This window comes from Oceanobacillus sp. Castelsardo, from assembly GCF_001659985.1.
Taxonomy (GTDB): Bacteria; Bacillota; Bacilli; order Bacillales; family Amphibacillaceae; genus Oceanobacillus.
In genome coordinates this window covers 538,076-564,135 of the sequence record NZ_LYCS01000001.1, presented here as the reverse complement: position 1 = coordinate 564,135, position 26,060 = coordinate 538,076, and the positions used below count along the sequence as shown (strand labels likewise).

Annotated in this window: 32 protein-coding genes; all 32 read left to right on the top strand. The window is 32.9% G+C overall.

Annotation, left to right across the window (positions count from 1 at the left end; translation table 11 throughout):
- The first annotated feature begins 455 nt into the window (after positions 1-455).
- The 32 genes from flgB to A9178_RS02735 all read left to right on the top strand — a co-directional run bounded on the left by flgB (position 456) and on the right by A9178_RS02735 (position 26,028).
- Positions 456-851 carry a flagellar basal body rod protein FlgB gene (flgB, locus tag A9178_RS02890; protein WP_068672400.1) on the top strand — a complete coding sequence of 132 codons (396 nt, stop codon included), beginning with the start codon at positions 456-458 and terminating at the stop codon, positions 849-851.
- A gap of 2 nt (positions 852-853) precedes the next feature.
- Positions 854-1,306: a flagellar basal body rod protein FlgC gene (flgC, locus tag A9178_RS02885; protein WP_068672399.1), complete on the top strand. Its 453-nt coding sequence runs from the start codon at positions 854-856 to the stop codon at positions 1,304-1,306.
- 19 nt (positions 1,307-1,325) lie between these two features.
- Complete coding sequence (gene fliE, locus A9178_RS02880) at positions 1,326-1,625, top strand: flagellar hook-basal body complex protein FliE (protein WP_068672398.1); 300 nt, start codon at positions 1,326-1,328, stop codon at positions 1,623-1,625.
- Positions 1,626-1,685: 60 nt separating this feature from the next.
- The gene (fliF, locus tag A9178_RS02875) at positions 1,686-3,281 is read left to right on the top strand and encodes a flagellar basal-body MS-ring/collar protein FliF (protein ID WP_068672397.1); all 1,596 of its coding nucleotides are present in this window, start codon (positions 1,686-1,688) and stop codon (positions 3,279-3,281) included.
- Positions 3,282-3,291: 10 nt separating this feature from the next.
- The gene (fliG, locus tag A9178_RS02870) at positions 3,292-4,308 is read left to right on the top strand and encodes a flagellar motor switch protein FliG (protein ID WP_068672396.1); all 1,017 of its coding nucleotides are present in this window, start codon (positions 3,292-3,294) and stop codon (positions 4,306-4,308) included.
- Positions 4,301-5,074 carry a flagellar assembly protein FliH gene (gene fliH / locus A9178_RS02865; RefSeq protein WP_068672395.1) on the top strand — a complete coding sequence of 258 codons (774 nt, stop codon included), beginning with the start codon at positions 4,301-4,303 and terminating at the stop codon, positions 5,072-5,074. The genes fliG and fliH overlap by 8 nt, the downstream gene beginning before the upstream one ends.
- A complete protein-coding gene (gene fliI, locus A9178_RS02860; RefSeq protein WP_068672394.1) occupies positions 5,067-6,377 on the top strand; it encodes a flagellar protein export ATPase FliI in 1,311 nt (436 codons plus the stop codon). Before fliH ends, fliI begins: the two co-directional genes overlap by 8 nt.
- Before the next feature lie 4 nt (positions 6,378-6,381).
- A complete protein-coding gene (gene fliJ / locus A9178_RS02855) occupies positions 6,382-6,828 on the top strand; it encodes a flagellar export protein FliJ (RefSeq protein WP_068672393.1) in 447 nt (148 codons plus the stop codon).
- A gap of 4 nt (positions 6,829-6,832) precedes the next feature.
- Entirely contained in the window at positions 6,833-7,432 is a 600-nt protein-coding gene (locus A9178_RS02850; RefSeq protein WP_068672392.1) for a MotE family protein, read from the top strand.
- A gap of 29 nt (positions 7,433-7,461) precedes the next feature.
- Complete coding sequence (locus A9178_RS02845; protein WP_068672391.1) at positions 7,462-9,072, top strand: flagellar hook-length control protein FliK; 1,611 nt, start codon at positions 7,462-7,464, stop codon at positions 9,070-9,072.
- 11 nt (positions 9,073-9,083) lie between these two features.
- A complete protein-coding gene (locus A9178_RS02840) occupies positions 9,084-9,545 on the top strand; it encodes a flagellar hook capping FlgD N-terminal domain-containing protein (RefSeq protein WP_068672390.1) in 462 nt (153 codons plus the stop codon).
- Positions 9,546-9,559: 14 nt separating this feature from the next.
- On the top strand, positions 9,560-9,934 hold the full coding sequence (locus A9178_RS02835) for a TIGR02530 family flagellar biosynthesis protein (protein ID WP_068672686.1): 375 nt from the start codon (positions 9,560-9,562) through the stop codon (positions 9,932-9,934).
- A gap of 69 nt (positions 9,935-10,003) precedes the next feature.
- Positions 10,004-10,852 (top strand): flagellar basal body rod protein FlgG, encoded by an 849-nt coding sequence (gene flgG / locus A9178_RS02830; protein WP_068672685.1) that lies wholly within the window; start codon positions 10,004-10,006, stop codon positions 10,850-10,852.
- 28 nt (positions 10,853-10,880) lie between these two features.
- A complete protein-coding gene (locus tag A9178_RS02825) occupies positions 10,881-11,117 on the top strand; it encodes a flagellar FlbD family protein (protein WP_369801934.1) in 237 nt (78 codons plus the stop codon).
- Entirely contained in the window at positions 11,110-11,529 is a 420-nt protein-coding gene (gene fliL / locus A9178_RS02820; RefSeq protein ID WP_068672389.1) for a flagellar basal body-associated protein FliL, read from the top strand. Before A9178_RS02825 ends, fliL begins: the two co-directional genes overlap by 8 nt.
- A gap of 25 nt (positions 11,530-11,554) precedes the next feature.
- A complete protein-coding gene (gene fliM / locus A9178_RS02815) occupies positions 11,555-12,538 on the top strand; it encodes a flagellar motor switch protein FliM (RefSeq protein WP_068672388.1) in 984 nt (327 codons plus the stop codon).
- A gap of 20 nt (positions 12,539-12,558) precedes the next feature.
- Entirely contained in the window at positions 12,559-13,701 is a 1,143-nt protein-coding gene (gene fliY / locus A9178_RS02810) for a flagellar motor switch phosphatase FliY (RefSeq protein WP_068672683.1), read from the top strand.
- 134 nt (positions 13,702-13,835) lie between these two features.
- Complete coding sequence (locus tag A9178_RS02805; RefSeq protein ID WP_068672387.1) at positions 13,836-14,198, top strand: response regulator; 363 nt, start codon at positions 13,836-13,838, stop codon at positions 14,196-14,198.
- A 15-nt stretch (positions 14,199-14,213) separates the two neighbouring features.
- Positions 14,214-14,849 carry a flagellar biosynthetic protein FliO gene (locus tag A9178_RS02800; RefSeq protein ID WP_231889780.1) on the top strand — a complete coding sequence of 212 codons (636 nt, stop codon included), beginning with the start codon at positions 14,214-14,216 and terminating at the stop codon, positions 14,847-14,849.
- The gene (fliP, locus tag A9178_RS02795) at positions 14,842-15,507 is read left to right on the top strand and encodes a flagellar type III secretion system pore protein FliP (RefSeq protein ID WP_068672386.1); all 666 of its coding nucleotides are present in this window, start codon (positions 14,842-14,844) and stop codon (positions 15,505-15,507) included. The genes A9178_RS02800 and fliP overlap by 8 nt, the downstream gene beginning before the upstream one ends.
- 176 nt (positions 15,508-15,683) lie before the next feature.
- Positions 15,684-15,953: a flagellar biosynthesis protein FliQ gene (fliQ, locus tag A9178_RS02790; protein WP_068672385.1), complete on the top strand. Its 270-nt coding sequence runs from the start codon at positions 15,684-15,686 to the stop codon at positions 15,951-15,953.
- Between the two features lie 3 nt (positions 15,954-15,956).
- Positions 15,957-16,733, top strand: coding sequence for a flagellar biosynthetic protein FliR (gene fliR, locus A9178_RS02785; protein ID WP_068672384.1), 777 nt, complete (start codon positions 15,957-15,959; stop codon positions 16,731-16,733).
- Between the two features lies 1 nt (position 16,734).
- Positions 16,735-17,814 carry a flagellar biosynthesis protein FlhB gene (flhB, locus tag A9178_RS02780; RefSeq protein WP_068672383.1) on the top strand — a complete coding sequence of 360 codons (1,080 nt, stop codon included), beginning with the start codon at positions 16,735-16,737 and terminating at the stop codon, positions 17,812-17,814.
- Positions 17,815-17,831: 17 nt separating this feature from the next.
- Complete coding sequence (gene flhA / locus A9178_RS02775; protein ID WP_068672382.1) at positions 17,832-19,868, top strand: flagellar biosynthesis protein FlhA; 2,037 nt, start codon at positions 17,832-17,834, stop codon at positions 19,866-19,868.
- Positions 19,865-20,992 carry a flagellar biosynthesis GTPase FlhF gene (flhF, locus tag A9178_RS02770; RefSeq protein ID WP_068672381.1) on the top strand — a complete coding sequence of 376 codons (1,128 nt, stop codon included), beginning with the start codon at positions 19,865-19,867 and terminating at the stop codon, positions 20,990-20,992. The genes flhA and flhF overlap by 4 nt, the downstream gene beginning before the upstream one ends.
- Positions 20,982-21,842 (top strand): MinD/ParA family protein, encoded by an 861-nt coding sequence (locus A9178_RS02765; protein ID WP_068672380.1) that lies wholly within the window; start codon positions 20,982-20,984, stop codon positions 21,840-21,842. The genes flhF and A9178_RS02765 overlap by 11 nt, the downstream gene beginning before the upstream one ends.
- A gap of 5 nt (positions 21,843-21,847) precedes the next feature.
- Positions 21,848-22,909 (top strand): protein-glutamate methylesterase/protein-glutamine glutaminase, encoded by a 1,062-nt coding sequence (locus tag A9178_RS02760; RefSeq protein WP_068672379.1) that lies wholly within the window; start codon positions 21,848-21,850, stop codon positions 22,907-22,909.
- A gap of 246 nt (positions 22,910-23,155) precedes the next feature.
- A complete protein-coding gene (locus tag A9178_RS02755; RefSeq protein ID WP_068672681.1) occupies positions 23,156-23,605 on the top strand; it encodes a chemotaxis protein CheW in 450 nt (149 codons plus the stop codon).
- A gap of 2 nt (positions 23,606-23,607) precedes the next feature.
- Positions 23,608-24,237 carry a chemotaxis protein CheC gene (locus A9178_RS02750; protein ID WP_068672378.1) on the top strand — a complete coding sequence of 210 codons (630 nt, stop codon included), beginning with the start codon at positions 23,608-23,610 and terminating at the stop codon, positions 24,235-24,237.
- Positions 24,230-24,727, top strand: a complete 498-nt coding sequence (locus A9178_RS02745) for a chemotaxis protein CheD (RefSeq protein ID WP_068672377.1) — start codon at positions 24,230-24,232, stop codon at positions 24,725-24,727. The genes A9178_RS02750 and A9178_RS02745 overlap by 8 nt, the downstream gene beginning before the upstream one ends.
- A gap of 38 nt (positions 24,728-24,765) precedes the next feature.
- On the top strand, positions 24,766-25,542 hold the full coding sequence (locus A9178_RS02740; RefSeq protein ID WP_068672376.1) for a FliA/WhiG family RNA polymerase sigma factor: 777 nt from the start codon (positions 24,766-24,768) through the stop codon (positions 25,540-25,542).
- Positions 25,543-25,587: 45 nt separating this feature from the next.
- A complete protein-coding gene (locus A9178_RS02735; RefSeq protein WP_068672375.1) occupies positions 25,588-26,028 on the top strand; it encodes a DUF6115 domain-containing protein in 441 nt (146 codons plus the stop codon).
- The last annotated feature ends 32 nt before the right edge of the window (positions 26,029-26,060 follow it).

Below are 26,060 nucleotides of genomic sequence, written 5' to 3'. Positions count from 1 at the left end.
GGCGACGAACGGACTGCTTTCCTTAAAAAAGCTAGGTTTCAACCTAGCTTTTTCTAATTTTTAGTTACCATTTTCCTCTTTATTTTTTGAACCTCCAAAATAATTTAATTTTTTACCCCTCTTTAGAGCTTCTGTGTTCGTAATTATTATCCAATAAAAATTACTTTTCTGTTCATACAATTTTCGACATTTATATATCGTTTTTTAATTAAATAAGTTAAAATAAGATAGGTAATAAGTATTAGTAAGAAGATAATGCTTTTACTTAAGGTGTCTTAAAAGTTTATGTTTTCATGTGATTATTTTCCCAATATATGGCAGTTAATACAAAAACTTTTTACTATCGTTGGAGCGAAAAATGTCGAAAAGTAGTGACTTTGTCGACTGAATAAATTAAAATGTTCTAGGGTAATCTTTATGAATTAGATATTTTAACTAGTAATGGAGGAATAATAGTGGATTTATTTGGAGGTACTGTGCGTACGTTGGAAAATTCACTTGATTATGCATCTACCAAAAATCGAGTAATTTCAAATAATATTGCAAATGTTGATACGCCAAATTATAAAACAAAAGATGTAGTGTTTAAAAACATTTTGGATAATGCAATTCAATCAAAATTAGAAGCTAGAAAGACGAATGAAAAGCATCTTCCGTTTTATTCAGAAAATAAATCTACATACCGTGTTATAACAAAAAATAACACTATTTATAATCACAATGGTAATAATGTGGATATTGATAAACAGATGAGCGACTTAGCGAAAAATCAAATCTATTATAATAGTTTAGTTGATCGTATGAACGGGAAGTTTAATAGTCTTAGAACTGTAATAAGAGGTGGAAATTAATCATGTCTATTTTTGATGCTTTAAATACGAGTTCTAGTGCACTGACAGCACAAAGGTTACGAATGGATGTTGTTTCTTCTAATATAGCTAATGCACAAACAACTCGTGCGACACGAAATGAAAATGGAGAATATGAGCCGTATAGAAGGAAAATGGTTGTACTTGAATCGGATAAGAATACTTTTCAACAGTATTTAGAGAAAGCATCTGGGAATAAAAAAGCGACCTCAGGTGTAAAAGTTTCAGCAATAATTGAGGATGAAAAACCATTTAAATTAGTATTTAACCCAAACCATCCTGATGCCGATGAAAATGGTTATGTACAGTTGCCAAATGTTGATCCACTTCAAGAAATGGTTGATTTAATGAGTGCAACAAGATCGTATGAAGCAAATATAACAGCAGTCAATGCTAGTAAAAGTATGTTAATGAAAGCTTTAGAAATAGGAAAATAAAAAATAAGGGGATTAAGATATGAATCCGAGTATTGATTCAATAGGTATGAATATAAATTCGATACCTGCAAAGAAAGTAGATTCATCTAAAGAAACAAAACAGAACTTTGCAAATGTATTAAAAGGTGCAGTCGATAGTTTGAATGAAATTCAGATTGAATCAGATAAGAAAACGGAAGCTCTGGCAAGTGGTAATATTGATGATTTACATGAAGTTATGATCACAGCACAAAAAGCAAGTATCACTTTAGAAACTACAGTGCAAATCCAAAAAAAAGTGATAGATGCTTATAACGAGATTATGAGAATGCAAGTTTAATTTATTTTTCGTTATAAATAGACTATAATTTTTTTGCGCTTTAGTTAGGGGACAGTATGTATGAAAGAGAAGTTATTAAATTGGAAGGATTCGGCTGTTTCTTTTTGGGTAGACCGTTCCAAAAAACAAAAGGTAATCCTCATTAGTTCGATACTATTGGTGATTTTCTTAATTATTGGAACGGTGTTTCTAACTTCTAAAACAAATTACGTAACATTATATAGTGATTTGTCATTACAAGAAGCGAATCAAATAAAAACAGAGTTGGATTCAAGAAGTATTCCATATGAATTAACAAAAGGTGGCACCACCATTTCGGTTCCGGAAGAACAAGGTGATTCATTACTTGTGGAATTAGCAGGACAAGGGATACCAAATAGTGGAAATATAGATTATTCCTTTTTTAGTGAAAATTCTTCTTGGGGCATTACGGATAATGAGTTTAATATTATGAAACTTGATGCGATGCAAACAGAACTTGCAACTTTAATGAAAGGTATTGAAGGGATTAATGATGCCCAAGTTATGATTAACATCCCAGAAGAACCTATTTTTGCGAGTGACACAATTGGAGAAGCTAGTGCATCCATTGTTTTAAATACAAAACCCGGTTACCAATTTCAAGGAAATCAAATTAATGCACTATATCATCTTGTTTCACAAGCCGTTCCTAACTTGCCTGAGGAAAACATCGTTATTATGAATCAGTATTTTGAGTATTATGATCAGCAATCTCAAGGGCAATATTTGGCAACACAAGATGCACATATGTATCAGCAGAAAGTGAAACAAGACGTGGAACGTGATATACAAAAACGTCTACAACAAATGCTTGGCAATATGGTCGGTATGGAGAATGTAATAGTTTCTGTAACTGCAGATATAGATTTTACCCAAGAAAATAGAACGGAAGAATTGGTAGAGCCTGTTAACATTGATGACATGGAAGGTCTCCCTGTAAGTTTAGAAACAATTCAAGAATCCTATTCAGGTGATGGTGCCCAAGGAGGTGTCGCCGGAACCGGGGATGAAGATGTAACGAATTACCAAGCAGCTGAAGAAAATGGTAATGGTGACTACGAGATGGACAAGGAAACGATTAATTATGAGTTTAATCGTATTCGAAAGGAAATTGTAGAAAGTCCTTATAAAGTAAGAGATTTAGGTATACAAGTTGCAGTAGATAGTTTGAAAAACGCAACAGGTGAAGCTGAATACTTATCCCAACAAGAACAGAATGCTGTTGAGGGTGGAATATCATCCATTTTAAATTCCATTGTATCTACATCAATTGATGAAGAGTACGGGGAAATCAATCCAGATGAGAAAATTTCAATCGTATTTCAGGAATTTACCGGTGGACCAACATCTACAGAAACTGTGAAACCAATTATTCCTACATGGTTGTATATCGCCGGGGCTATATTACTTATTATTATTTTAATCTTGGCGTTCATTTTAATTAAAAACAGAAAAACGAAAGATGAATTAGAGGAAGAAGAGACAGTTATTTCTCAAACTATTAATGAAATACCAGATTTAGAAGACAATGTGGAATCCGAGGCAGTTGTTAGAAGAAAACAATTAGAAAAGGTTGCAAAAGAAAATCCTGAAGATTTTGCTAAATTGTTAAGAAGTTGGATCGGTGAAGATTAGGAGGGGGATTATGGTTAGGTCAAAAGACGTTGTTTTAACAGGGAAACAGAAGGCTGCAATTCTTTTAATCGCACTCGGTCCCGAGGTGTCAGCCCAGGTTTATAAATATCTAACAGATGAAGAGATTGAAAGGTTAAGTTTAGAGATTTCCTCTGTAAAAAAAGTAGAACCAAATGTTAAAGAGGACATCATCGAACAATTTCATCAAATAGTAGTTGCACAGGATTATATTACGCAAGGTGGAATTGGTTATGCAAAAACTGTACTGGAAAAAGCGTTTGGTAAACAGGAAGCTTCGAACATAATAAATAGACTAACTTCATCATTACAGGTCAGACCTTTTGATTTTGCTAGGAAGGCTGATCCGCAACAACTTTTAAACTATATCCAGGGTGAGCATCCACAAACTATAGCACTTGTACTCTCTTACTTAGATGCAGAACAATCTGGACAAATTCTATCGGCATTGCCGCAAGAGATGCAAGCGGATGTTGCGAGGAGAATCGCAACGATGGATTCCACATCACCGGAGATAATTAGCCAAGTAGAGCAAGTCCTAGAAAGGAATTTATCCAGTACTATTACTGAAGATTTTACTCAAACTGGTGGAATTCAAGCGGTTGTGGAAGTGTTGAATGAAGTAGATAGAAGTACTGAAAAAACAATTCTTGATGCATTAGAGACGCAAGATCCAGAACTTGTAGATGAAATTAAAAAACGGATGTTTATTTTTGAGGATATCGTTATACTCGATAATCGTGCAATACAACGAGTGATTCGTGAAGTTGAGAATGAAGATTTAAGATTAGCATTGAAAGTTTCTAGTGAAGAAGTGAAGAATTTAATCTTTACCAATATGTCCCAACGTATGGCGGAAACATTTAAAGAGGAAATGGAGTACATGGGTCCAGTACGATTGCTAGATGTAGAGGAAGCACAAACTAGAATCGTCTCTACTATTAGAAAACTAGAGGATATTGGCGAAATAGTTATTGCACGTGGTGGAGGAGATGATATCATTGTCTGATTTCCAGAAAATGAATCATTTACAAACACAAAAACGGGTAATTAAAATTAAATCCCATGATTTTTTTAAAACGGAAGAACATGTGGATGGCGGGTTACCTGAACATGATGAACTTAATATAATTCAAAATGAAATTCGTATAGCAACGGAGCAATTAGATTTATTAAAAGGTCAACAAGCTAAATTAATAGAAAGAACAAAAAATGAAATTGAATTGGAAAAGGGTAATTGGCAACAAGAGAAAAATGAGTGGATTAAAAAGGCAGAAGAAGAAGGTTATAAGAGAGGTTACTCCACAGGTGAGGAACAGGCTTTTCAGGAGTATAGAGACTTAATTAATCAAACAAATTCTATAGTGAAACGTGCAAACGAGGAATACCATGCAATTGTTGCGAAAAGTGACGAATCTATTCTGAATTTGGCAATTTATGTTGCGGAAAAAGTGTTAAACCAGAAGATACAAGAAGATTCAAAGGTGTTCTTAGATATTGTCAAAAGGGCTATGAAAGAATTGCAGGATCAATCTGACATTTCCATTTATTTGCATCCTGAAAAATACACATATGTTATGGAACATAAACAGGAATTAACACAGATTTTAGAAAACAATATGAAATTATCTATATTTGTTAAGGAAGAACTGGATGTAAATGCTTGTATTATTGAACATGCTTTTGGACAAATTGATGCAAGTATTGATACACAATTAAACCAAATTAAACAGATATTACAAGATGTAGTACAGGAGAATAGTAGTAATGAATAAGTCTCAACTTTATTCTGCAATTGATCAAGCTGTTCCATATAAATTTTATGGAAAAGTGTTACGTGTCGTTGGGCTTATGATTGAATCTCAAGGTCCGCATGCTAATATTGGAGATGTTTGTTATATTCATGCCTTTAAAGGGAAAGCTCCCATTCTTTCAGAAGTAGTAGGCTTTAACAATGAAAAAATTATTTTAATGCCATATTCAGAAGTAAATGAAATTGGCCCGGGTTGTTTAGTTGAATCAACTGGAAATTCATTAACAGTTAAAGCAGGAAGTGGTTTAATTGGTTCCGTTGTTGACCCATTAGGATTTCCTTTAGATAAAACACCACTTCCAAAAGGGTTAACTAATATACCAACTGATAAAACTCCACCTAATCCAATGCTTCGTCCCCCTATATCTGAACCGATACAGGTAGGAGTCAAAGCGATAGATTCCCTGCTGACAGTCGGTAAAGGACAAAGGGTAGGTATATTTGCGGGGAGTGGAGTTGGAAAAAGTACCTTATTAGGCATGATTGCTAGAAATAGTAAGGCAGATATTAATGTCATCGCTCTAATTGGGGAGCGTGGAAGAGAAGTTAGGGAGTTTATTGAGAAAGATTTAGGTCCAGAGGGATTAATGAGGTCTATTGTTGTAGTAGCCACTTCCGATCAACCAGCATTAATGAGAATAAAAGGTGCTTATACGGCTACAGCAATTAGTGAATATTTTAGGGATCTTGGTTATCAAGTTAATTTAATGATGGATTCTGTAACGCGTGTAGCGATGGCGCAAAGAGAAATTGGACTCGCGGTCGGTGAACCTCCAACAACTAAAGGATATACACCTTCTGTTTTTTCCATTCTACCAAAGCTCTTAGAGCGAACTGGAACAAACGCCTCAGGGACTATTACCGCATTTTATACGGTGCTAGTTGATGGAGATGATATGAATGAACCAATAGCCGACACAGTAAGGGGTATTTTAGATGGACACTTTGTAATGGATAGAAAAATTGCGGAGCGTGGTCACTATCCTGCAATAAATGTTTTAAAATCTGTCAGTCGGGTGATGAATCAAGTTACTACAAAAGAACACCAAAGAAATGCAAATGCATTAAGAACATTGATTTCTAGTTACGAAGATAATGTCGAATTAATCAATATTGGTGCATATAAACCAGGTACAAATAAAGATATCGATCGCGCAATATCTATATATCCAAAAATTCAGGCATTTTTAAAACAAGATGTTAGTGAAGTTATTTCTTTAGAAGAAACCATTCATTCTATGGATAGCTTATTGAATGGAGGATGAATATATGGCTAAGACAATGGTTCTTAATAAAATTTTAGATGTTAGAGAAAATGAAAAAAAAATGGTTCAGAAAGATTATTCTCAGTCAATGGAAAAATTTGAATCTGTAGCTATGAATTTATATCGTTTGTTAAAGAAAAAAGAAGATGCTGAAAAAACGTATGAAGATTATATAAGTTCAAGTGTACCTTTAGACCAAATTAAACAAATTGCCTTTTATATTGAATCAATTAAAGAAGATATTCTTACCCTGCAACAAAAGGTGAATAAAGCAAGAAGCGAAATGGAACTAAAACAAGCAGAATTAACAGATGCCCATATAGAAGTGAAAAAGTTTGAGAAATTAATAGAACGCCGAACAAATGAGGAACGTGACCAAATTAATAGAATAGAAAAGGCGTTTATGGATGAAATCTCATTAAATCAATTTATGAACAGTAAAAATAGGTGAGATCATGGCAAAGAAAAAAAATGATAAAAGTAGAAAGATAAATCCGTTTCTTTGGTTTGTATTTGCAGTAGTCATACCAGTCGCAGTTGTCATTTCAATCGTTTTAATAATCTTAAATATAGCCGGATTTGACGCAGTTAACTGGCTAAAAGAAAAAGGCAATAGTGTACCAGTTATTTCTAATATGATAACTACAGATGATGAGGGGCAACAGCAATCTAGTGAAATGCATTTACAAAAAGTAATTGAAAAAAAAGATGAAAAAATTGAGGATTTAACTCAAAGTATGAATGATCAAGAAGCAAAAATACAAGATTTAGAGAGAGAGATTACCCAATTAGAAAAAAAGGAATCGGACAATAAAAATCTCCAAGAAACTATGGAATCGGAAGAAGAGGATTCCAATAAAAAAGTAAAAACAGTGGCAAAGTCATACGAGGAAATGGCACCAGAAAAAGCTGCTGAAATATTGACGAACATGGCTGATCAATCTAGTCTAGTCTTAATTTTGAAAGAAATCTCTAATGATTCCCGTGGTAAGATATTACAAGAAATGGATCCTAAGAAAGCTGCAGAGGTTACCAAGAATTTAATGGAAAATTAACAATCTCCCAATTGAAAGGAGGTGAAATAATGAATGCAGTCGGCACTTATATTCCTTTATCAGTTAAAGTTTCGGAACAAATGAATCAAGGAAATCTTACCGTTTCAGAAAACCTTTCTTTTGAACAAATTCTAAACAATCAAGAGCTAGTTATGAATGAAAATCAGAAAAAACGGGTAGATTCATATTTTACAACAGATCATGAAATGGTAATTAATCTTTCGCAGTCAATAGATAAAATAAGAGAACAAAATCAAACCATAAATGACCAACTTACTATGTTACTAGATAATATCTCGGAAGACACGGAAACATTTGACCAAGTATTGATTACAGATATAGCCCAATTAATTAATCAAATAGAAGAACAAACACAAGATATAAATAATCAACTTGCTATGTTGATGAATAATATTTCGGAAAACACAGAAACAGTTGATCAAGTGTCGAAAAACAATGTGCTTCAACTTTTTAACAAAATAGAAGAACAAATACAAGATATAAATAATCAACTTGCAGTGTTACTAGATAATATTTCGGAAAATGCAGAGACAGTTGATCAAGTGTCGAAAAGCAATGTGCTTCAACTCCTTAATAAAATAGAAGAACAAACGCAAAATATAAATAACCAACTATCAGCTTTATTTGATAATGATAAAACATATTTGACTAGAAATAGTCCGTTTATCATGCCAACTGAAAATGGTTCAACACTTATCGATCATTTAAATAGTAATGAACTGATTCAGGTAACAAGTAGTATTAAAGACGAAGTAAGAGCTGAACATAAAAATATTTTAAAAGATATAATATTAAATTTTAATAACTTAATAACACAACTTAATAATACAGATGATTTATCAAAAATTTCACCTAAAGTGTTAGAGCTCTTAAAGAACTATTTAAAATTGGATAAAACGGGGCAATATTTAACTAGTAATCTCCAACAAAATAACGTGAATAATAAAGAACAATTAATTTGGCAAGATTTAATAGATTTTTTTTCTAAAAGAGAAAACTTATCAATAAAACAACAGTATAATGTTCACTCTGAAGTTACAAGTAAAGATGTAACTAATTGGTTGATAAAGTCTCTTGAAAAACATAGTCTTTCAGAGCCAGTAACAACGAATCAAATTCATACTGGGACTCCGTTATCGAAAATAGAGCAGTATGTAATTCATTTGAACAATAACCAAGAAACATCGAAAGTAAATCAACAATTAATCAAACAATTTGAATCCATTATTAAAACAAGTCGATTTTTAGCTAGTCCAAATGGTACAAATCAATTATCTATTATATTAAATCCAGAAAACTTAGGACAAATAAGAATTAAATTGGTACAAATGAATGGAGAAATGACTGTTAAAATGGTTGTTTCTACTCAAGTAGCTAAGGATATGCTTGAATCTAATATGGGTCAGTTAAGGAATATGTTTCTTCCACATCAAGTAATTATTGAAAAACAAGAATTACCTACACAAGGAAATATGATGCAAAAGGATCCTAGTTCCAATCAACAATGGGAAGGCGAAGGTGAACAACATTCAAGTCATTCAAACCAAGAAGGAAATGAGTCTTCTTCGGATGAAACGGAATTATCTTTTAACGACCTTCTAATGAATGTCAAAGTATAGGGGATTATAATATGAGCAAAATTGACCCATCATTATATTTATCGAATCAAAAAGTTATTAGGGAACCAAAACCAACAATAGATAAAGATGGATTTTTAAAAATACTAATGACACAGTTACAAAATCAAGATCCAACAGCTCCAATGAATGAAAATGAAATGGTTCAGCAAATGGCTACTTTAACATCGTTAGAGCAAACAATGAATATATCAAAATCAATTGAAATGCTAGTTGAAAACCAAACTCAGTCACCAATTATGCAACATAGTCATCTGATTGGGAAAAATGTAACGTACCTTTCTAGCACAGGAGATTCTGAGACATCCCGGGAAGAGACTGGAAAAGTGATTGCAGTAAGTCAACGTGATGGTATTGCAATATTGGAGCTAGATAATAAAGAAAAAATTGAAGTAACAATGGTTTCAAAAGTTAGTTTAATAGATGAAAATGATGATAAACAAGACTCAAAATAGGGGAAGTGATGAAACTGGATCATCGAGTTCATCAAGTACCACCGCAGTATGCGCTACATTTTCCTACGGGAGAAAAGAAAGTATTAGAGAATACTAATCATACTTTTAAGGAAATTTTAGCGAATCAACAGAAATTAAAAATAAGTAAACATGCGAGCCAACGACTAACAGAACGAAATATTGATATTGATGACAAAGAGTGGCAATTGATTGAAACGAAAATGGCAGAAGCAAGAAAAAAAGGAATAACTGATTCTTTAGTAGTAACAAACCATGCTGCTTTACTAGTTAGTACAAAGAATAATACAGTAGTTACAGCAATGAACAAAGAAGAAGCAAATCATAAAATTTTTACTAATATTAATGGAACAATTTTAATAAATGATTAGGCTGGACCGATAAAGGAAGCCGATAGCTGTTGAATGACAGATACAGCTAATTCTGAAAGGGGAAAAAAAATGTTACGTTCAATGTATGCAGGTATTTCCGGGATGAAAAATTTCCAAACAAAATTAGATGTAATTGGTAATAATATAGCAAATGTAAATACTTCTGGATTTAAAAAAGGTAGAGTTACTTTCCAGGATATGTTGAGTCAAACTAATGCTGGTGCACAAGCGCCAACAGCTGGACGAGGAGGTATAAATCCAAAACAAGTAGGGCTTGGTTCACAAACAGGATCTATTGATAACATTCATACACAAGGTTTTCTTCAAACTACTAACAATCCTTTAGACATAGCAATAGAGGGTGATGGGTTTTTTGCGGTTTTTAATGGTGAGACCATTAATTATACACGTTCTGGGAATTTTTATTTAGATCAAGACGGATTTATAGTTGATGCAAATGGGAATTTCCTGTTAGGAACGGCTGGTAATGAACTTGTTAATGCAGATGATGGAGCAGGTCCTGTGTCAGGATATAAAATGAGAATTCCAACAGATGCCCAAAGTTTTAGCATTGGGGATGATGGAAGCATTAATGTTGTAGGGTCTAATGACAATACTGTCTTAAACATAGGAATATCATCTTTTTCAAACCCCTCTGGACTAGAAAAAGTTGGCGGAAATTTATACTTAGATACGCAAAACGCTGGACATAATGTAGCTGGTGGAAATGTTTCATTCTTTACTCCAGGTTCAGCGGGAATTGGATCACTTGTTAGTGGCACACTTGAAATGTCCAACGTCGACCTAGCAGAAGAATTTACAGAAATGATTACGGCGCAACGTGCTTTCCAAGCAAATACAAGAATTATTACAACATCAGATGAAATTTTACAAGAACTTGTTAACTTAAAACGATAATAAGGAGGTAGGTAGAGACTATTAATCTATGTCTCTACCACCATATATGATTGAATTAATACGTTTAAATGGGGATTCATTTAATCTTAATGCATTGCTTATTGAACAAGTAGAATCGTTACCCGATAGTACTACCATTACACTAAATAACGGTAAAAAATTAGTAGTGAAAAATAAAAAATCCGAAATTGTCCAAAAGGTAACTTCCTTTTACCAGACGATAGGACTTCAATTACACGTGAAAGCAGGTGATGGAAATGAGTAAATTAGTTAAAACGATGCTAACATCTTTAGCTATGTTATTGATAGTTGTGATTGCTGGTTTTGTTGTTGTAATAAATGTAACAGATGCAAATAATCAATCGGAAGAGTTGGGCATCGATGAAATTGTTGAATACTCCTATCAATCACCTGAGATTACAACAGATTTATCAGATGGAAGTTTTGTAAGAGTACAATTTCAAATATTAACAAACAATAAAGACGCCAAAGAGGAAATAGAGAAACGCGACTTTCAATTGAAAAATATATTAATAAAAGAACTTGCAACAAAAACAGAAGATGATTTTAAATCTAGTTTGCCAGATTTAGAATCGCAACTAAAAAATAAATTAAATGAAGTAATGACTGAGGGAGAAATTATTGACGTATACACGATAAACAAGATTTTGCAATAACTCCACTTTGGAGGTGAGTGTCATTATGGAAGAAGTTCTATCGCAAAATGAGATTGATGCACTACTTTCGGCCATAACATCAGGTGAAATGGATGCAGAAGAGTTAAAAAAGGAAGAAAGCGAAAAGAAAGTAAGGGTTTATGATTTTAAACGGGCATTACGATTTTCGAAAGATCAAATTCGGAGTATTACACGAATCCACGAAAATTATGCTAGACTGCTAACTACTTTTTTTACAACTCAGTTAAGAACGTATGTAAACATCTCTGTTACATCTGTTGATCAGATTCCCTATGAGGAATTTGTTAGGTCTATACCAAGATTGACGGTGTTAAACATATACAGTGTGGCACCACTTGATGGTAAATTAATTCTTGAAATAAATCCTAACATAGCATATGCATTAATCGACCGAATTTTAGGTGGGAAGGGAAATAGTTTGAGTAAAAATAGTAATTTTACTGAAATAGAAAAACTACTTCTTACCCAATTATTTGAAAAAGGGGTATATTGTCTTAAAGAAGCTTGGGATTCAGTTTCAGAAATAGATCCAGTACTGGAAGAATTTGAAGAGAATCCCCAGTTTATTCAAATGGTTGCCCCAAATGAAACGGTAGTGGTTGTTTCTTTAGCAACTACTATTGGGGAATCAAGTGGTGTTATTAATATTTGTATCCCTCATGTTATTTTAGAGCCAATTATACCAAAATTATCGGAACATTATTGGATGCAAACACATCAAAAAACGAGAGATGATGAAGCATACCATTTATTGTCAAAACAAGTAGAAGAAGCGGAAGTATTAATTACTTCCATTCTAGGAAATGCAAATATTACGATTGATGAGTTTCTCAAAGTAAAGAAGGGCGATGTTATAGCGTTGGATACAGCTATTGATGATCCTTTAACTTTAATTATAAATAACCAACCTAAATATTATGTCCAACCAGGAAAACATAAGAACAAAATGTCTGTACAAATATTAGATGAAATGATAAGGGGGGAATAAGAGTGGCCAATGATGATGGAATGTTAACACAAGAGGAGATTGATGCACTTTTAAACATTGGTTCAAATGGTGATGCTCAAGATTCTCATGAAAATAAAACGGAGGAAAAACTAACAAGTATAGAAATTGATACGTTAGGAGAAATTGGAAATATTTCATTTGGAAGTTCTGCTACCACTTTATCTACACTCCTAAATCAGAAGGTAGAAATCACAGTACCTGAGGTTTCAATCATAAATAAAGCGGATTTAGATAACTCTATAACGTTTGAACCTGTTAGTGTTCAAGTAAATTATGTAGAAGGATTAACAGGAAAAAATGTATTCATTATTAAAGCACTTGATGCAGCCATTATTGCTGATGTAATGCTTGGTGGAGATGGTTTAAATCCAGATACAGAATTGAATGAAATCCATTTAAGTGCTGTGCAAGAAGCGATGAACCAAATGATGGGTACTGCAGCTACTAGTATGTCGACTATATTTAACACGAAAGTAGATATATCTCCACCATCTGTAATCGACGATACAGTAGATCAGGAAAATATTTTTCAAGAAGAATCGTATGTGAAGATTTCTTTCACATTAAAAATTGGGGATTTAATTGATTCTAATATGATGCAGTTGATGCCTATTAGTTTTGCGAAACAAACTGTATCCCAGCTGTTAAACGAACCTAACGAGGCTCAACCGGAAATGACTAATTTAACCGAATTTGAAAATAAACCTGAATTAGACCATTCAGAACAAACAAATGAAAATCGTTATTCAGAACCTGTTTCAAATCATTCGGAACAACCATATAATCCACAGTTTATAGGGAATAGTATGTTGCCAGAACAATCAAACGTTCAAGAAGCTTCTTTTTCAAATCTTGAAAGAGTCAATTTGAATCAAAATGAACACCGAAATTTGGATATGCTTATGGACATTCCATTAAATGTAACAGTAGAATTAGGAAGAACAAAGCGTGCCATTAGGGATATACTTGAATTTAGCAAAGGTTCTATCATTGAACTAGATAAATTGGCAGGTGAACCCGTAGATATTCTCGTTAATAATAAGTTGATTGCTACAGGGGAAGTTGTTGTAATAGACGAAAACTTTGGTGTCAGAGTTACAGACATTGTAAGTAAAACAGATAGATTAATGAAATTAAAATAGGAAAAGCGGCCCATATAGGCTAAGGGCGCGACGTCCTCTGCGTCGTAGCGATGTACGAAGGTGAAGGAAGTCTAGTTAGTCGCTGGGCGCAGGAGCTAGACATATTTTTAAAAAATTATTAGGGGGAAAATATAATGAGTAAAAAAGTATTAATCGTTGACGATGCAGCATTTATGCGCATGATGATTAAAGATATCTTAACGAAAAATGGTTATGAAGTAGTAGGAGAAGCTCAAGATGGAGCACAGGCTGTAGAAAAATATAAAGAATTATCTCCTGATCTAGTTACAATGGATATTACGATGCCGGAAATGGACGGAATTACTGCTTTAAAAGAAATTAAACAAATTAATCCTGAAGCAAAAATTATTATGTGTTCCGCAATGGGGCAACAAGCAATGGTTATTGATGCAATCCAGGCCGGAGCAAAAGACTTTATTGTAAAACCATTTCAGGCTGATCGTGTAATTGAAGCAATTCAAAAAGTGATAGGTTAGAAGTGAGTGAGCAAGTTGTGTAGAAAATACCTGTTAGGTTTTCTTGTCTGTTTTCTTTATTTTACTATTGCATCTCCAATGGATGTTAATGCATCTCCTGAAAATGTAATGGATTGTATAGAAGCTGAAGAGAATTGTGATGAAGAGATTACAAACGTAGAGCCTCAAGAAAATAAAAATATACTTTCGGAGGATTCTAATCAAGGATCTGTTCTATTTGATTTAATAAAAATGTTTTTTGCGCTAATTCTTGTTTTAGCACTTATCTACATTGTGTTAAAGTTTTTAAATCAGCGGAACAAATTAACTCCAAAAGGAAAAATGTTAGAAAACATAGGTGGTATATCATTAGGACAAAGCAAATCAATACAAATTATTCGGGTGGGACCTAAAGTATATTTAATTGGTGTAGGTGACGACATTAATTTGTTAGAAGAAATTACCGATGAAGAAATGAAACAAGAACTAATAAATAATATGAATACATCCAATGAGACAATGATTAGTTCATTGTTGCCATCGTTTGGTTCTTCTGACGCAAAAACCAATAATAAAAACGATTTTAAACGATTATTTTCAAATGAGCTTGAAAAATTGAAACAAAATCGCAATGATTTGATTCGTAAGCAGAAGGAAGATAAACATGAATGATTTCATAGATATGTTTTCAAGTTCAGACCCAACGAATGTCGCTACATCTGTAAAGCTAATATTATTATTAACAGTTTTATCTTTAGCGCCTGGAATATTAATATTAATGACTTGTTTTACTAGAATCATTATTGTTTTGTCGTTTGTCCGAACATCACTAGCAACCCAACAAATGCCACCAAATCAAGTATTAATTGGGCTAGCATTATTTCTAACTTTTTTTATTATGGCACCGACTTTTAATAATGTTTATGAAGACGCGTTAGAACCTTTATTTGATGAGAAAATAACGTTAGATGAAGCGTACACTAGAGCTAGTACACCACTAAAGGAATTTATGGCAAAACATACAAGGCAGAAAGATTTAGCATTATTTTTAAATTATACAAATGCGGAAAGACCGGAAAGTTTAGAAGAGATTCCTCTTACGACTTTAGTACCGGCGTTTGCCATAAGTGAGCTGAAAACAGCATTTCAAATGGGCTTTATGATTTTTATTCCATTTTTAATTATTGATATGGCAGTAGCTAGTATTTTAATGTCAATGGGGATGATGATGCTTCCACCAGTTATGATTTCCTTACCGTTTAAGATCCTGTTATTTGTACTAGTTGATGGATGGTATTTAATAACGAATTCATTGTTACAAAGTTTTTAAGAGGATGTTCAAAAAGCCTGGTAAAAAGACACATCGTACTAAGGAGTTCCGCCACGTCCTTGGTTCGCAGTAAGGAAAGTATAAAATCTTTCCCGTCTGCCAAGTTTTCTAATTTTTACCCTCCTTTTTGAACACTCACTATAAAGAGTAATTTACATTGAAAGAGGCACAGAAAAATGAGCAGTGAAAATGTAATATCGTTGGCAGAAAATGCAATTTATACATTATTACTTATAGCAGGACCGTTACTGATTTTAGCTGTTGCAGTTGGATTAATCATCAGTATTTTCCAAGCAACAACCCAAATACAGGAACAAACATTGGCATTCGTTCCAAAAATTATAGCAGTATTAGTAGGATTAGTTTTTTTTGGACCATGGATGCTTAACTTAATCGTTGACTTTACTGTTAATACTTTTCAAAATCTAAATCAGTTTGCAGGGTAATGTATGTTAGGAGAATCTATTGTTAGTTTTCCAATATTATTGCTTTTATTTGCACGTGTTTTTTCTTTTTTTGTAACAATGCCTTTGTTTTCTTATCGAACGATCCCTTTACCATTTAAGCTTGGGTTTAGTTTCTTTTTAGCGTTAATTATGTTTTACACAGTAGAAAGTTCTACTTTAATAATTGACCATACGTATTTATTTTTATTAATGAAAGAGATTTTGGTAGGTTTATTAATCGGTCTAATTGCTTTTGTTATTATTTCTGCCGTACAAGTTGCTGGGGGCTTTATAGATTTCCAAATGGGGTTTGCCATTGCCAATGTGATGGATCCACAGACAGGAGCCCAGAGTCCTTTAACAGGGCAATTCCTAAATATTGTATCACTACTTTTTTTATTATCAGTAAATGGTCACTATCTGATTATTGATGGAATAGTAAACAGTTATGATTTCATTGGTATGGACCAATTTATCCCATTTGGTAACAAGTCGATAGCCGATTTTGTAATAGATAGCTTTAATAATATGTTTCTAATTGCTTTTCAAATGGCTATACCTATTGTAGGATGTTTATTTTTGGTAGATATAGCATTAGGGATTGTTGCAAGAGCTGTACCACAACTCAATGTATTCGTAGTTGGACTTCCGTTAAAAATTCTCGTTAGTTTTATTGCGATTTTTGTTTTTTTAAGCTTATATTACACACTTGCTAAAAAAATATTTGAGTTAATGTTTATAACCATGAGAAATCTTATGAATTTATTTGGGGGTGGCTAGTTTGCAAATGAAATTAGATTTACAATTTTTTGCAGGAGAAAAAACGGAAAAGGCCACCCCGAAAAAAAGACAAGATGAAAGAAAGAAAGGTAAAGTTTCCAAAAGTCAGGACGTAAATACAGCTTTACTTTTGTTGTTTTGTATGATTGGTTTAATTATTTTTGGTAATTATATGTTAGGTCATATGTTGGACTTGTACAAGCATACTTTTACTGATTTGATAAGTTGGAACATTACTGAAGAAACGACGCAGCGATTATTTACTGGAGTCGTTTTAGAAACAGGAAAAATAGTAGCTCCTATTATGGTATTAGGTTTAATCGGTGGATTAATTGCTAACTTATCACAAGTTGGATTTTTATTTACAACCGAACCATTGAAATTTGATCTGAAAAAAATAGACCCAATTCAAGGAGCGAAACGTATATTTTCTATTAGAGCGCTAGTCGAATTACTAAAATCTTTATTAAAAATAACGTTTGTTGGTTCCATTACTTTTTTCATTATTTGGATTTATAAAGATGATATGTTAATGACGGCTTTTTTAAATGCCAATGGAGCATTATCTTTTTTTTCTAGAATTACGATGATAATGGGAATAGCGGCTATTATTGCATTATTGTTTTTGTCTATATTTGACTTTGCATATCAACGATTTGACTATGAAAAAAATATGAGAATGTCGAAACAAGATATTAAAGATGAGTATAAAAATATGGAAGGTGACCCTTTAATTAAATCTAAAAGGAAAGCCATTCAAAGAGAAATGGCAACCCGAAGAATGATGAGTGAAGTACCAAACGCGGACGTCATCATTACGAATCCGACTCATTTTGCAATTGCAATTAAATATGATGAAGAAATTGCAACAGCACCATATGTCTTAGCAAAGGGAACTGACCATACTGCATTAAAAATTAAAGAAATCGCGAAAGCAAATAATATTTATATGGTTGAAAATAAACCATTAGCAAGGTCACTTTATAAAGTAATTGAAGTTGGGGATGTCATACCCGAAGAATTTTATCAAGCTATTGCTGAAATATTAGCTTATGTCTATCGAGTGGAAAAAAATGTTTAATTTGAGGAGAGACCATCGTGAAAGCAAAAGATTTATCAGTATTAATAGGTGTAATAGTCATTATTGTTATGTTAGTAGTACCGTTACCTGGTGGTCTATTAAGTGTGCTTCTTCTATTAAATGTTTCATTATCCCTAATAGTTATATTAGTAGCAATGAATACAAATTCCACGTTAGAGTTTTCTGTCTTTCCAACATTACTCTTATTATTAACTTTATTTCGTTTAGCATTGAATGTTTCCACGACTAGATCTATCCTTTCTGAAGGTGATGCAGGGGGAGTTGTCGATACGTTTGGTTCATTCGTTATTGGGGGTAATCCTCTAGTTGGTTTTGTTGTTTTTATTATTTTGGTTATTATAAATTTTTTAGTTATTACAAAAGGGTCAGAACGTGTTTCTGAGGTTGCTGCTCGTTTTTCTCTTGATGCGATGCCCGGGAAACAAATGAGTATAGATGCTGATTTAAATGCCGGTCTTATATCTGAAAAAGAGGCGAAAGAAAGACGGGAACAAGTAGAAAATGAAGCGGATTTTCATGGAGCAATGGATGGTGCTAGTAAATTTGTAAAAGGGGACGCAATTGCGGGAATTATTATCGTCTTAATAAATATTTTATTCGGAATTATTATTGGAATTGTTCAAATGGATATGCCATTTAATGAAGCTATTAATACATTCACTCGCCTAACAGTCGGAGATGGATTAGTAAGTCAAATACCAGCACTATTGATATCTACTGCAACAGGGATTGTCGTAACACGTTCAGGTGGGAAAGATAATTTAGGTTCAGAAGTAACTACTCAGTTATTTCAGTATCCAAAAATGTTATATATAGCAGCTGGAACTATCTTTTTGTTGGGTTTAACCCCTATTAACTTTTTTCTAACAACATTCATTGCACTTTTGTTAGCTGGTAGTGGATATATTTTAGAAAATCAAACAAAAGAAACAGAAATTCCAGATGTAGAAGAAGATATTCAGATAGAAAGTAACGAGATGAAAACCCCAGAGAATGTAATGAATCTGTTGAGTATGGATCAAATTGAATTTGAATTTGGTTATGCCCTTATTCCTTTAGCGGATACAAATCAAGGTGGAGATTTACTTGATCGAATTGTTATGATTCGTAAACAGCTTGCTTTAGAATTAGGAATTGTTATCCCGGTTGTTCGGATACGTGACAATATTCAATTAGCACCGAATGAATATCGATTGAAAATTAAGGGAAATGAAGTAGCAACAGGCGAGGTATTATTAGATCATTACTTGGCGATGGCACCCGGAATTGAAGAGGAAGATGAAATGGACGGAATAGATACAAAAGAACCCGCATTCGGTCTTCCGGCAAAATGGATTAGTGAAGAACTAAAAGATGAAGCTGAATTATCAGGTTATACAGTTGTAGACCCTCCATCTGTAGTGTCAACCCATATTACAGAAGTTATTAAACAACACGCACATATTTTATTAGGAAGACAAGAAACAAAACAATTAATCGATCATTTGAAAGAAAGCTATCCAATCATAGTGGAAGAAGTTACACCGGACCCACTATCAGTAGGCGAAGTACAAAAGGTTCTTTCTAAATTATTAAGAGAAAATATTTCAATACGGAATTTACCTATTATATTTGAAACACTTGCTGATTTCTCTAAAATGACGAATGACACGGAACTATTAGGTGAGTATGTCAGACAATCTCTATCCGCCCAGATTACAAAACAATATATGAAAGAAGACATGTCGTTAAATGTTGTTACCATATCTGGAAAAGTAGAAAAAACGATTGCGGAGCATGTGAAACAAACAGAGCATGGAAATTATTTGTCCTTAGATCCTGAAACGCAACAAAGCATTATTTCTTCTATTCATCAAGAAGTGGAAAAATTATTAATTCAGGAAGATACAGCTATCGTTCTATGCTCACCAGCTACACGTATGTACCTTAAACAATTATTAGATCGATATCTACCTCATGTCATTATTTTATCTTATAATGAATTAGAACCAGATGTTCAAGTTCAAAGTGTTGGAGTGGTGAATGTTGCATGAAAATAAAAAAATATATCGCCCCAAATATAGCGGAGGCAATGAAACAAATACGTAAAGAATTAGGTACGGACGCGGTTATTTTAAATTCTAGGGAAATACTTCAAGGAGGCTTTTTAGGCTTCTTTAAAAAAAAGAAGATTGAAGTAATTGTAGGGTTAGATCCTGAGCCATTATCGCAACAAGCAATTCAAGTCAAAAAAGAAAAGCCTTCTTCAATACAACAAGAAAATACTAATAATAAGAGGAACTCCACAAATAAGGATGTCTTACAAGAAATCCAGCAACTAAGGAAATTTGTTGAATTACAATCTAAAAATCAAAACGTTAATAGTTATCCAATAAATTATGAGCTGTTTTATCAACATTTAATTAATCAAGAGGTTACTCCCCAACTCGCTAAAAATTTAATTGATACGATGATAGAACAGCATAAAGATAAAAACTTAACAAACAACCAAATATTAGAAGAGTTGAAACGTATAATAACGAAGTCACTTCAACATTATTCGTTTGATGGAATGAATACAGGTAAAAAAATAATTCAATTTATTGGTCCGACTGGTGTAGGTAAAACTACGACCTTAGCTAAGATTGCCTCCAATCTCGTTTTAAAAGAAAAGAAAAAAGTTGCCTTCATTACGATGGACACTTATCGGATTGCAGCAGTAGAACAATTAAAAACATATGCACAAATTCTCCATGTTCCATTAGAGGTAGCCTATACAGTGGAAGATTATAAAAACGCAATTAATAAATTTAATTCTTATGACCTGATACTAGTTGATACAGCTGGTCGAAATTTCAGAGAAGAAAAATATGTGAAGGATTTATTGAAAAACCTAGATGCAAATATTGAGATGGAAACCTTTTTAGTCTTATCTTTAACAGCCAAACCAAAGGATATTTTAGAAATTTATGATCAATTTCAACATATACCGATGAAAGAGGTAATTTTCACCAAATTAGACGAGACTAGACAATTTGGTAGTCTTTTGAATATTTGTATGGAAAAAGAAGTTGGAATAGCATATATGACGAATGGCCAGGATGTTCCGTATGATATTTTAGAAGGAAATCCGTATAAGATAGCCGAATTGATCGTAGGGGAATACAATGAAGAATGATCAAGCTACCCAATTAAGAAGAAGAATAGAAAAGTTAAAGAATCCAAAACAAGCAAAAACTATTTGTATCATAAGTGGTAAAGGTGGAGTGGGGAAATCTAATGTTGCTATTAACTTTGCATTAGATTTAATCCACAATGGAAAAAAAGTATTAATATTTGATTTAGATATAGGCATGGGAAATATAGAAATATTATTAGGAAAATCAGCAAAAAAAAATATTAATGATATGTTTAATGGTAATGAGACCATTCATAGTATTATCGAGGTCCACGAGAACGGTTTGGAATTTATAGCAGGGGGATCTGGATTAAATGAGCTTTTCACATTAAATGGTCAAAAGAAACAATTTTTTATCAATCAATATAAAGAACTAATCCATAGTTATGATTATATAATTTTTGATATGGGTGCAGGTATTCATTCAGATAGTTTGTTTTTTATTTTGGCGGCTGATGAATGTATTGTTGTTACAACCCCAGAGCCTACCTCGATTACAGATGCTTACAGTATGATAAAACAACTAATCAATAATCAAGCTAGTATGCCAATAAGGGTTATTATGAATCGATGTTTATCACAGAAAAGCGGAGAACAGGCGTTAGAGCAATTTAGGAAGGTAATTAAACAATTTTTGCAAATAGACATCTTTAAAATGGGAATTTTACCAGAGGATAAAGCTGTTACACTGGCTGTCCTTCATCAAGAGCCTTATATTTTTAATGAAAAGTTGTCTATTACGAAAGCGTTAAAACAAATAACGGTTAACTATTTAAATAATACATTTGAACTTAATTCGATACAACCAAAATTTATACAAAAACTAAAACAACTACTGATAGAGAGGTAGAATAAATGGAGCGGATTCGAGTCATTGTAATTGATGATTCTGCATTTATGAGAAAAATAATTACAGATATTTTATCTAGTGATGAAAGAATAGATGTAATATCTACTGCAAGAAACGGTATGGATGGAATTAAGAAAATCGAACAATTCTCTCCTGATGTGGTCACTATGGATGTACAAATGCCAATCGTGGACGGAATTCAGGCTTTAGAAATCTTAATGGAAAAAAGCCCTTTACCAGTAATTATGTTAAGTGGGGAAACAGAAGATAATAAAACTCAAGTCTTAGAGGCTATGGCTAAAGGGGCTGTGGATTTCATTGCAAAGCCCTCAGGCCCTATTTCATTAAATATGGATTCAATTAAAAATGAAATAATTTCGAAAGTTGTGGCTGCTGCTTCCATAAGAAAAATAGATAAAAAAAATATAGAAATAAAAAAAATAGTTCCTACTATAAAAAATCCGGCTAGTAAGTGGTCTGGTGAAAAAGCAATTGTAGCAATCGGTTCATCTACTGGAGGTCCAAGGGCATTGGCGAAAGTAATAAATGATCTCCCTGGTAATTATTCTTTTCCAATTCTTATAGTACAACATATGCCGGCCGGTTTTACTAAATCGCTTGCTAATAGACTTAATATGAATAACGACATATATGTCAAAGAAGCAGAAGATGGAGAACAAATAAAGTCAAAAACGGTTTATATTGCACCGGGTAATCAACATATGAGAGTCCAAAAAAGAGGAGACACATTGACCATTCAACTGGCTGAGGATTCTCCTAGAAACGGACATCGACCATCCGTTGATGTTTTGTTTGAATCACTTGCTGAATTAGAAGATATTCATAAAATTGCTGTTATATTGACTGGAATGGGAAGCGATGGGACACAAGGAATACTCAAATTAAAAGAAGTGAATGAAAATACCGTTGTCATTGCAGAGTCTGAAGAAACAGCAATTATTTATGGAATGCCGAAAGCGGTAATAAATTCAAAAAAAGTAAATTATATTTTACCTATAAATCAAATCGGAGAGAAGTTACAAGACTTACAAAAGGGAAAGAAATGATTATAAATCTTGAAATTCTTTTAAGGATGAATGCCTAGTTGCGTTTATCTTGTAAGAAATTTTATCTATGCGGCGTTACCAAAACTTCTGCCTTTACAATCGGGAGATAAGTGCCGCCAAGCTTCAAAATAAGGGCGATTAAGTTTCAGGTGGAGTTTTAACTTCACCCGAACCAAGTCTTCTTTATATTTTTCTATACAAAAAATATTCACATTATAGAAGGGGAAATTTACCGTGACAAATTCAATGGTAAGAAAAATGATTGTATTTCAGTTGAAAGAAGAGGAGTATGCGGTTAGTGTTCAGGAGATTGGTTCCATTGAAAGGATGGTTCCAATTACTAGAGTTCCACAAACTCCCGAACATGTGAAAGGTGTTATTAATTTACGTGGCGTCGTTACTCCAATTATAGACTTGGGTTTAAAATTTGGTTTTCAAGAAGCAGAAATAACGGATGCAACACGAATTCTCATAGTTTATATAAACGGTATGGAAGTAGGTTTAATTGTAGATTCTGCAAATGATGTGATGGATATTCCCGAAGATATGATCGAACCAAATCCAGAAGTTATCGGTTCTATTGACGTGAATTATATTGAAGGGGTAGCAAAAATAGATAATCGTTTATTTATATTATTAGATTTACATAAGGTTTTACAACTTGAAGCATTAGAAGAAATAGTGGAAGGAAAGTAAACATGGAGTATTCAAATTTAACTGGTATGCAATTAGATGTTCTACGAGAAGTTGGAAATATCGGTGCTGGAAATGCTGCTACATCCATGTCTATTTTACTTAATAGGAAAATTGATATGAACGTTCCATCAGTTAGTATAGTGGACTACAATGACATGATGGATATAATAGGTGGCCCAGAAGAATTGATTGTTGCTTTGTTATTTCAAATTGAAGGTGAATTTCCGTGTACAGTTTATTTTATACTTTCTATTGAAGAAGCAGAAAATTTAATACAGAATTTAACAGATAACAAGAATTTTACATTAATGAACGACTTATCTCATGATGAATTGGCAATGTCTGCACTCAAGGAAACTGGAAATATTGTGATTGGATCTTATCTATCTGCATTATCAGACTTTATTAAATGTCATCTGCATCCCTCCATCCCTTATTTAAGTGTTGATATGGCAGGAGCAACATTAACCGCGGGATTAGTAGAGATTTCTGAGGTTTCTGATTATGCAATTGTCATTAATACTAGCATTGTAAGTGATTCTACAGAAAATGTTCAGGGTCATTTTTTCCTTTTACCAGAACCTGACTCCATAGATAGAATATTTGAAGCTTTAGGTATTGAAAATGATTAAAGAGAAGAAAATAGTTAAAGTTGGGATTGCAGACTTAAATATCGTTACATCACCGGATATTATCCGTACAGCTGGATTAGGTTCTTGTGTTGGTGTCATAATATATGATAGTTCAAAGAAAATAGCTGGTCTTGCTCATGTATTACTGCCGGAATCAAGCTTAACGAAGCAAAGTACTTTCAATAAATTTAAATATGCAGATACTGCTGTTCCTATATTAATTGAGAAATTATTAACTAATGGAGCACGAAAATTTTCCCTAAAAGCAAAAATGGCCGGTGGAGCCCAAATGTTTCAATTTGCAAGTAATTCTAAAACAATGAAGATTGGCGCAAGGAATATAGATGCAGTTAGAGATCAACTTACTAAGTTTAACATTCCAATTATTTCATCTGATGTTGGTGGAAATGTTGGAAGAACGATTGAATTTGACCCAGTTAGTTGTCAGTTAAAAGTCCGAAAAGTCAATCAGGAAACGTTATTTATATAATTAGTGTAATGGTTACTCGTGAAGGGGAGTTAAAATCTATGTCTCATAATCCATCTTCTCTTGAACAAGATTTATGGAATAACTGGATAAATGATAAAAATAGTAATAACGCAAATGAGTTAATACAACACTACAAGTATTTAGTTCATTTTCATGTTGAGAGAATGTGCATTCACCTTCCTAAAAGTATTAACAAAGAAGATATTAAAAGCCTTGGTTTCATTGGATTATATGATGCATTAAAAAAATTTGAACCAAATCGCGACTTAAAATTCGATACATATGCATCTATTCGTATTCGCGGGTCCATTATTGATGGATTAAGAAGAGAGGATTGGCTACCAAGATCATTAAGGGATAAGGTTAAAAAAGTAGAACAAGCTAGTCAAAATCTTGAACAAATATACCAACGCTCTCCAAATGCAGAGGAAATTGCTAAGTATTCAGGGTTAACAGTTGATGAAGTAGAAAACACGATAAAAGACTCATTGTTTTCTAATGTTCTATCAATTGAAGAAAAACCTAAAATAGATCATGTGCAGGAATTAGGTATTGGTTATTCGATTGCAGATGATACTTCACAATTACCAGAGTCAAAAATTTTACAAAAAGAATTAGAAAAAGAATTAGTCGAGGGAATTAAAGAATTAAATGAAAAAGAGCAGCTAGTAATTAGTTTATTTTATTTTAACGAATTATCGTTAACAGAAATTGGACATGTTCTTGAGTTAACAACTTCTCGTATATCCCAAATTCATAAAAAAGCGATTGTTAAATTGCGAAAAACATTAAATAAACTAAAATATATATCGTAATATGAATCCGAAATAACTCAAAGTGTGCATATAGAAGGGGATTTTATGATTTCATTTTTACTAATTATTAGCTTTTTACTTCATATCATATCAATCTACGCTATTTATATGTTAAATAAACAAGTACAGAAGAAAGAAGACACAACTGAAATTGCACAACTATTCGAAGAGTATTTAGAAGAAATAAAAAAAGAAAATACTCGATTAAAAAATGACCTAAAAAGGTACCCCCATAATAAGAGTGATAAACCAATTGAAGTTCAGGTAGACAAGAAAAATAAATTGGTTGACAGTCATATAATGGAAGGTTCAGAAAAAGAATGGTTGAAGAATGTGGATAAGGTAAATGACTCCTTGGAATCTTCTCTAGAAGCTAAAGTTTTACAGTTGTATCATCAAAGTTTATCTGTTACAGATATAGCGAAAAAATTAGATTGTGGTAAAACAGAAGCAGAATTAATTATTCGTTTTCACGAAAAAAAATAGAATTAGTCTTGATAATGAAGAATTGATATGGT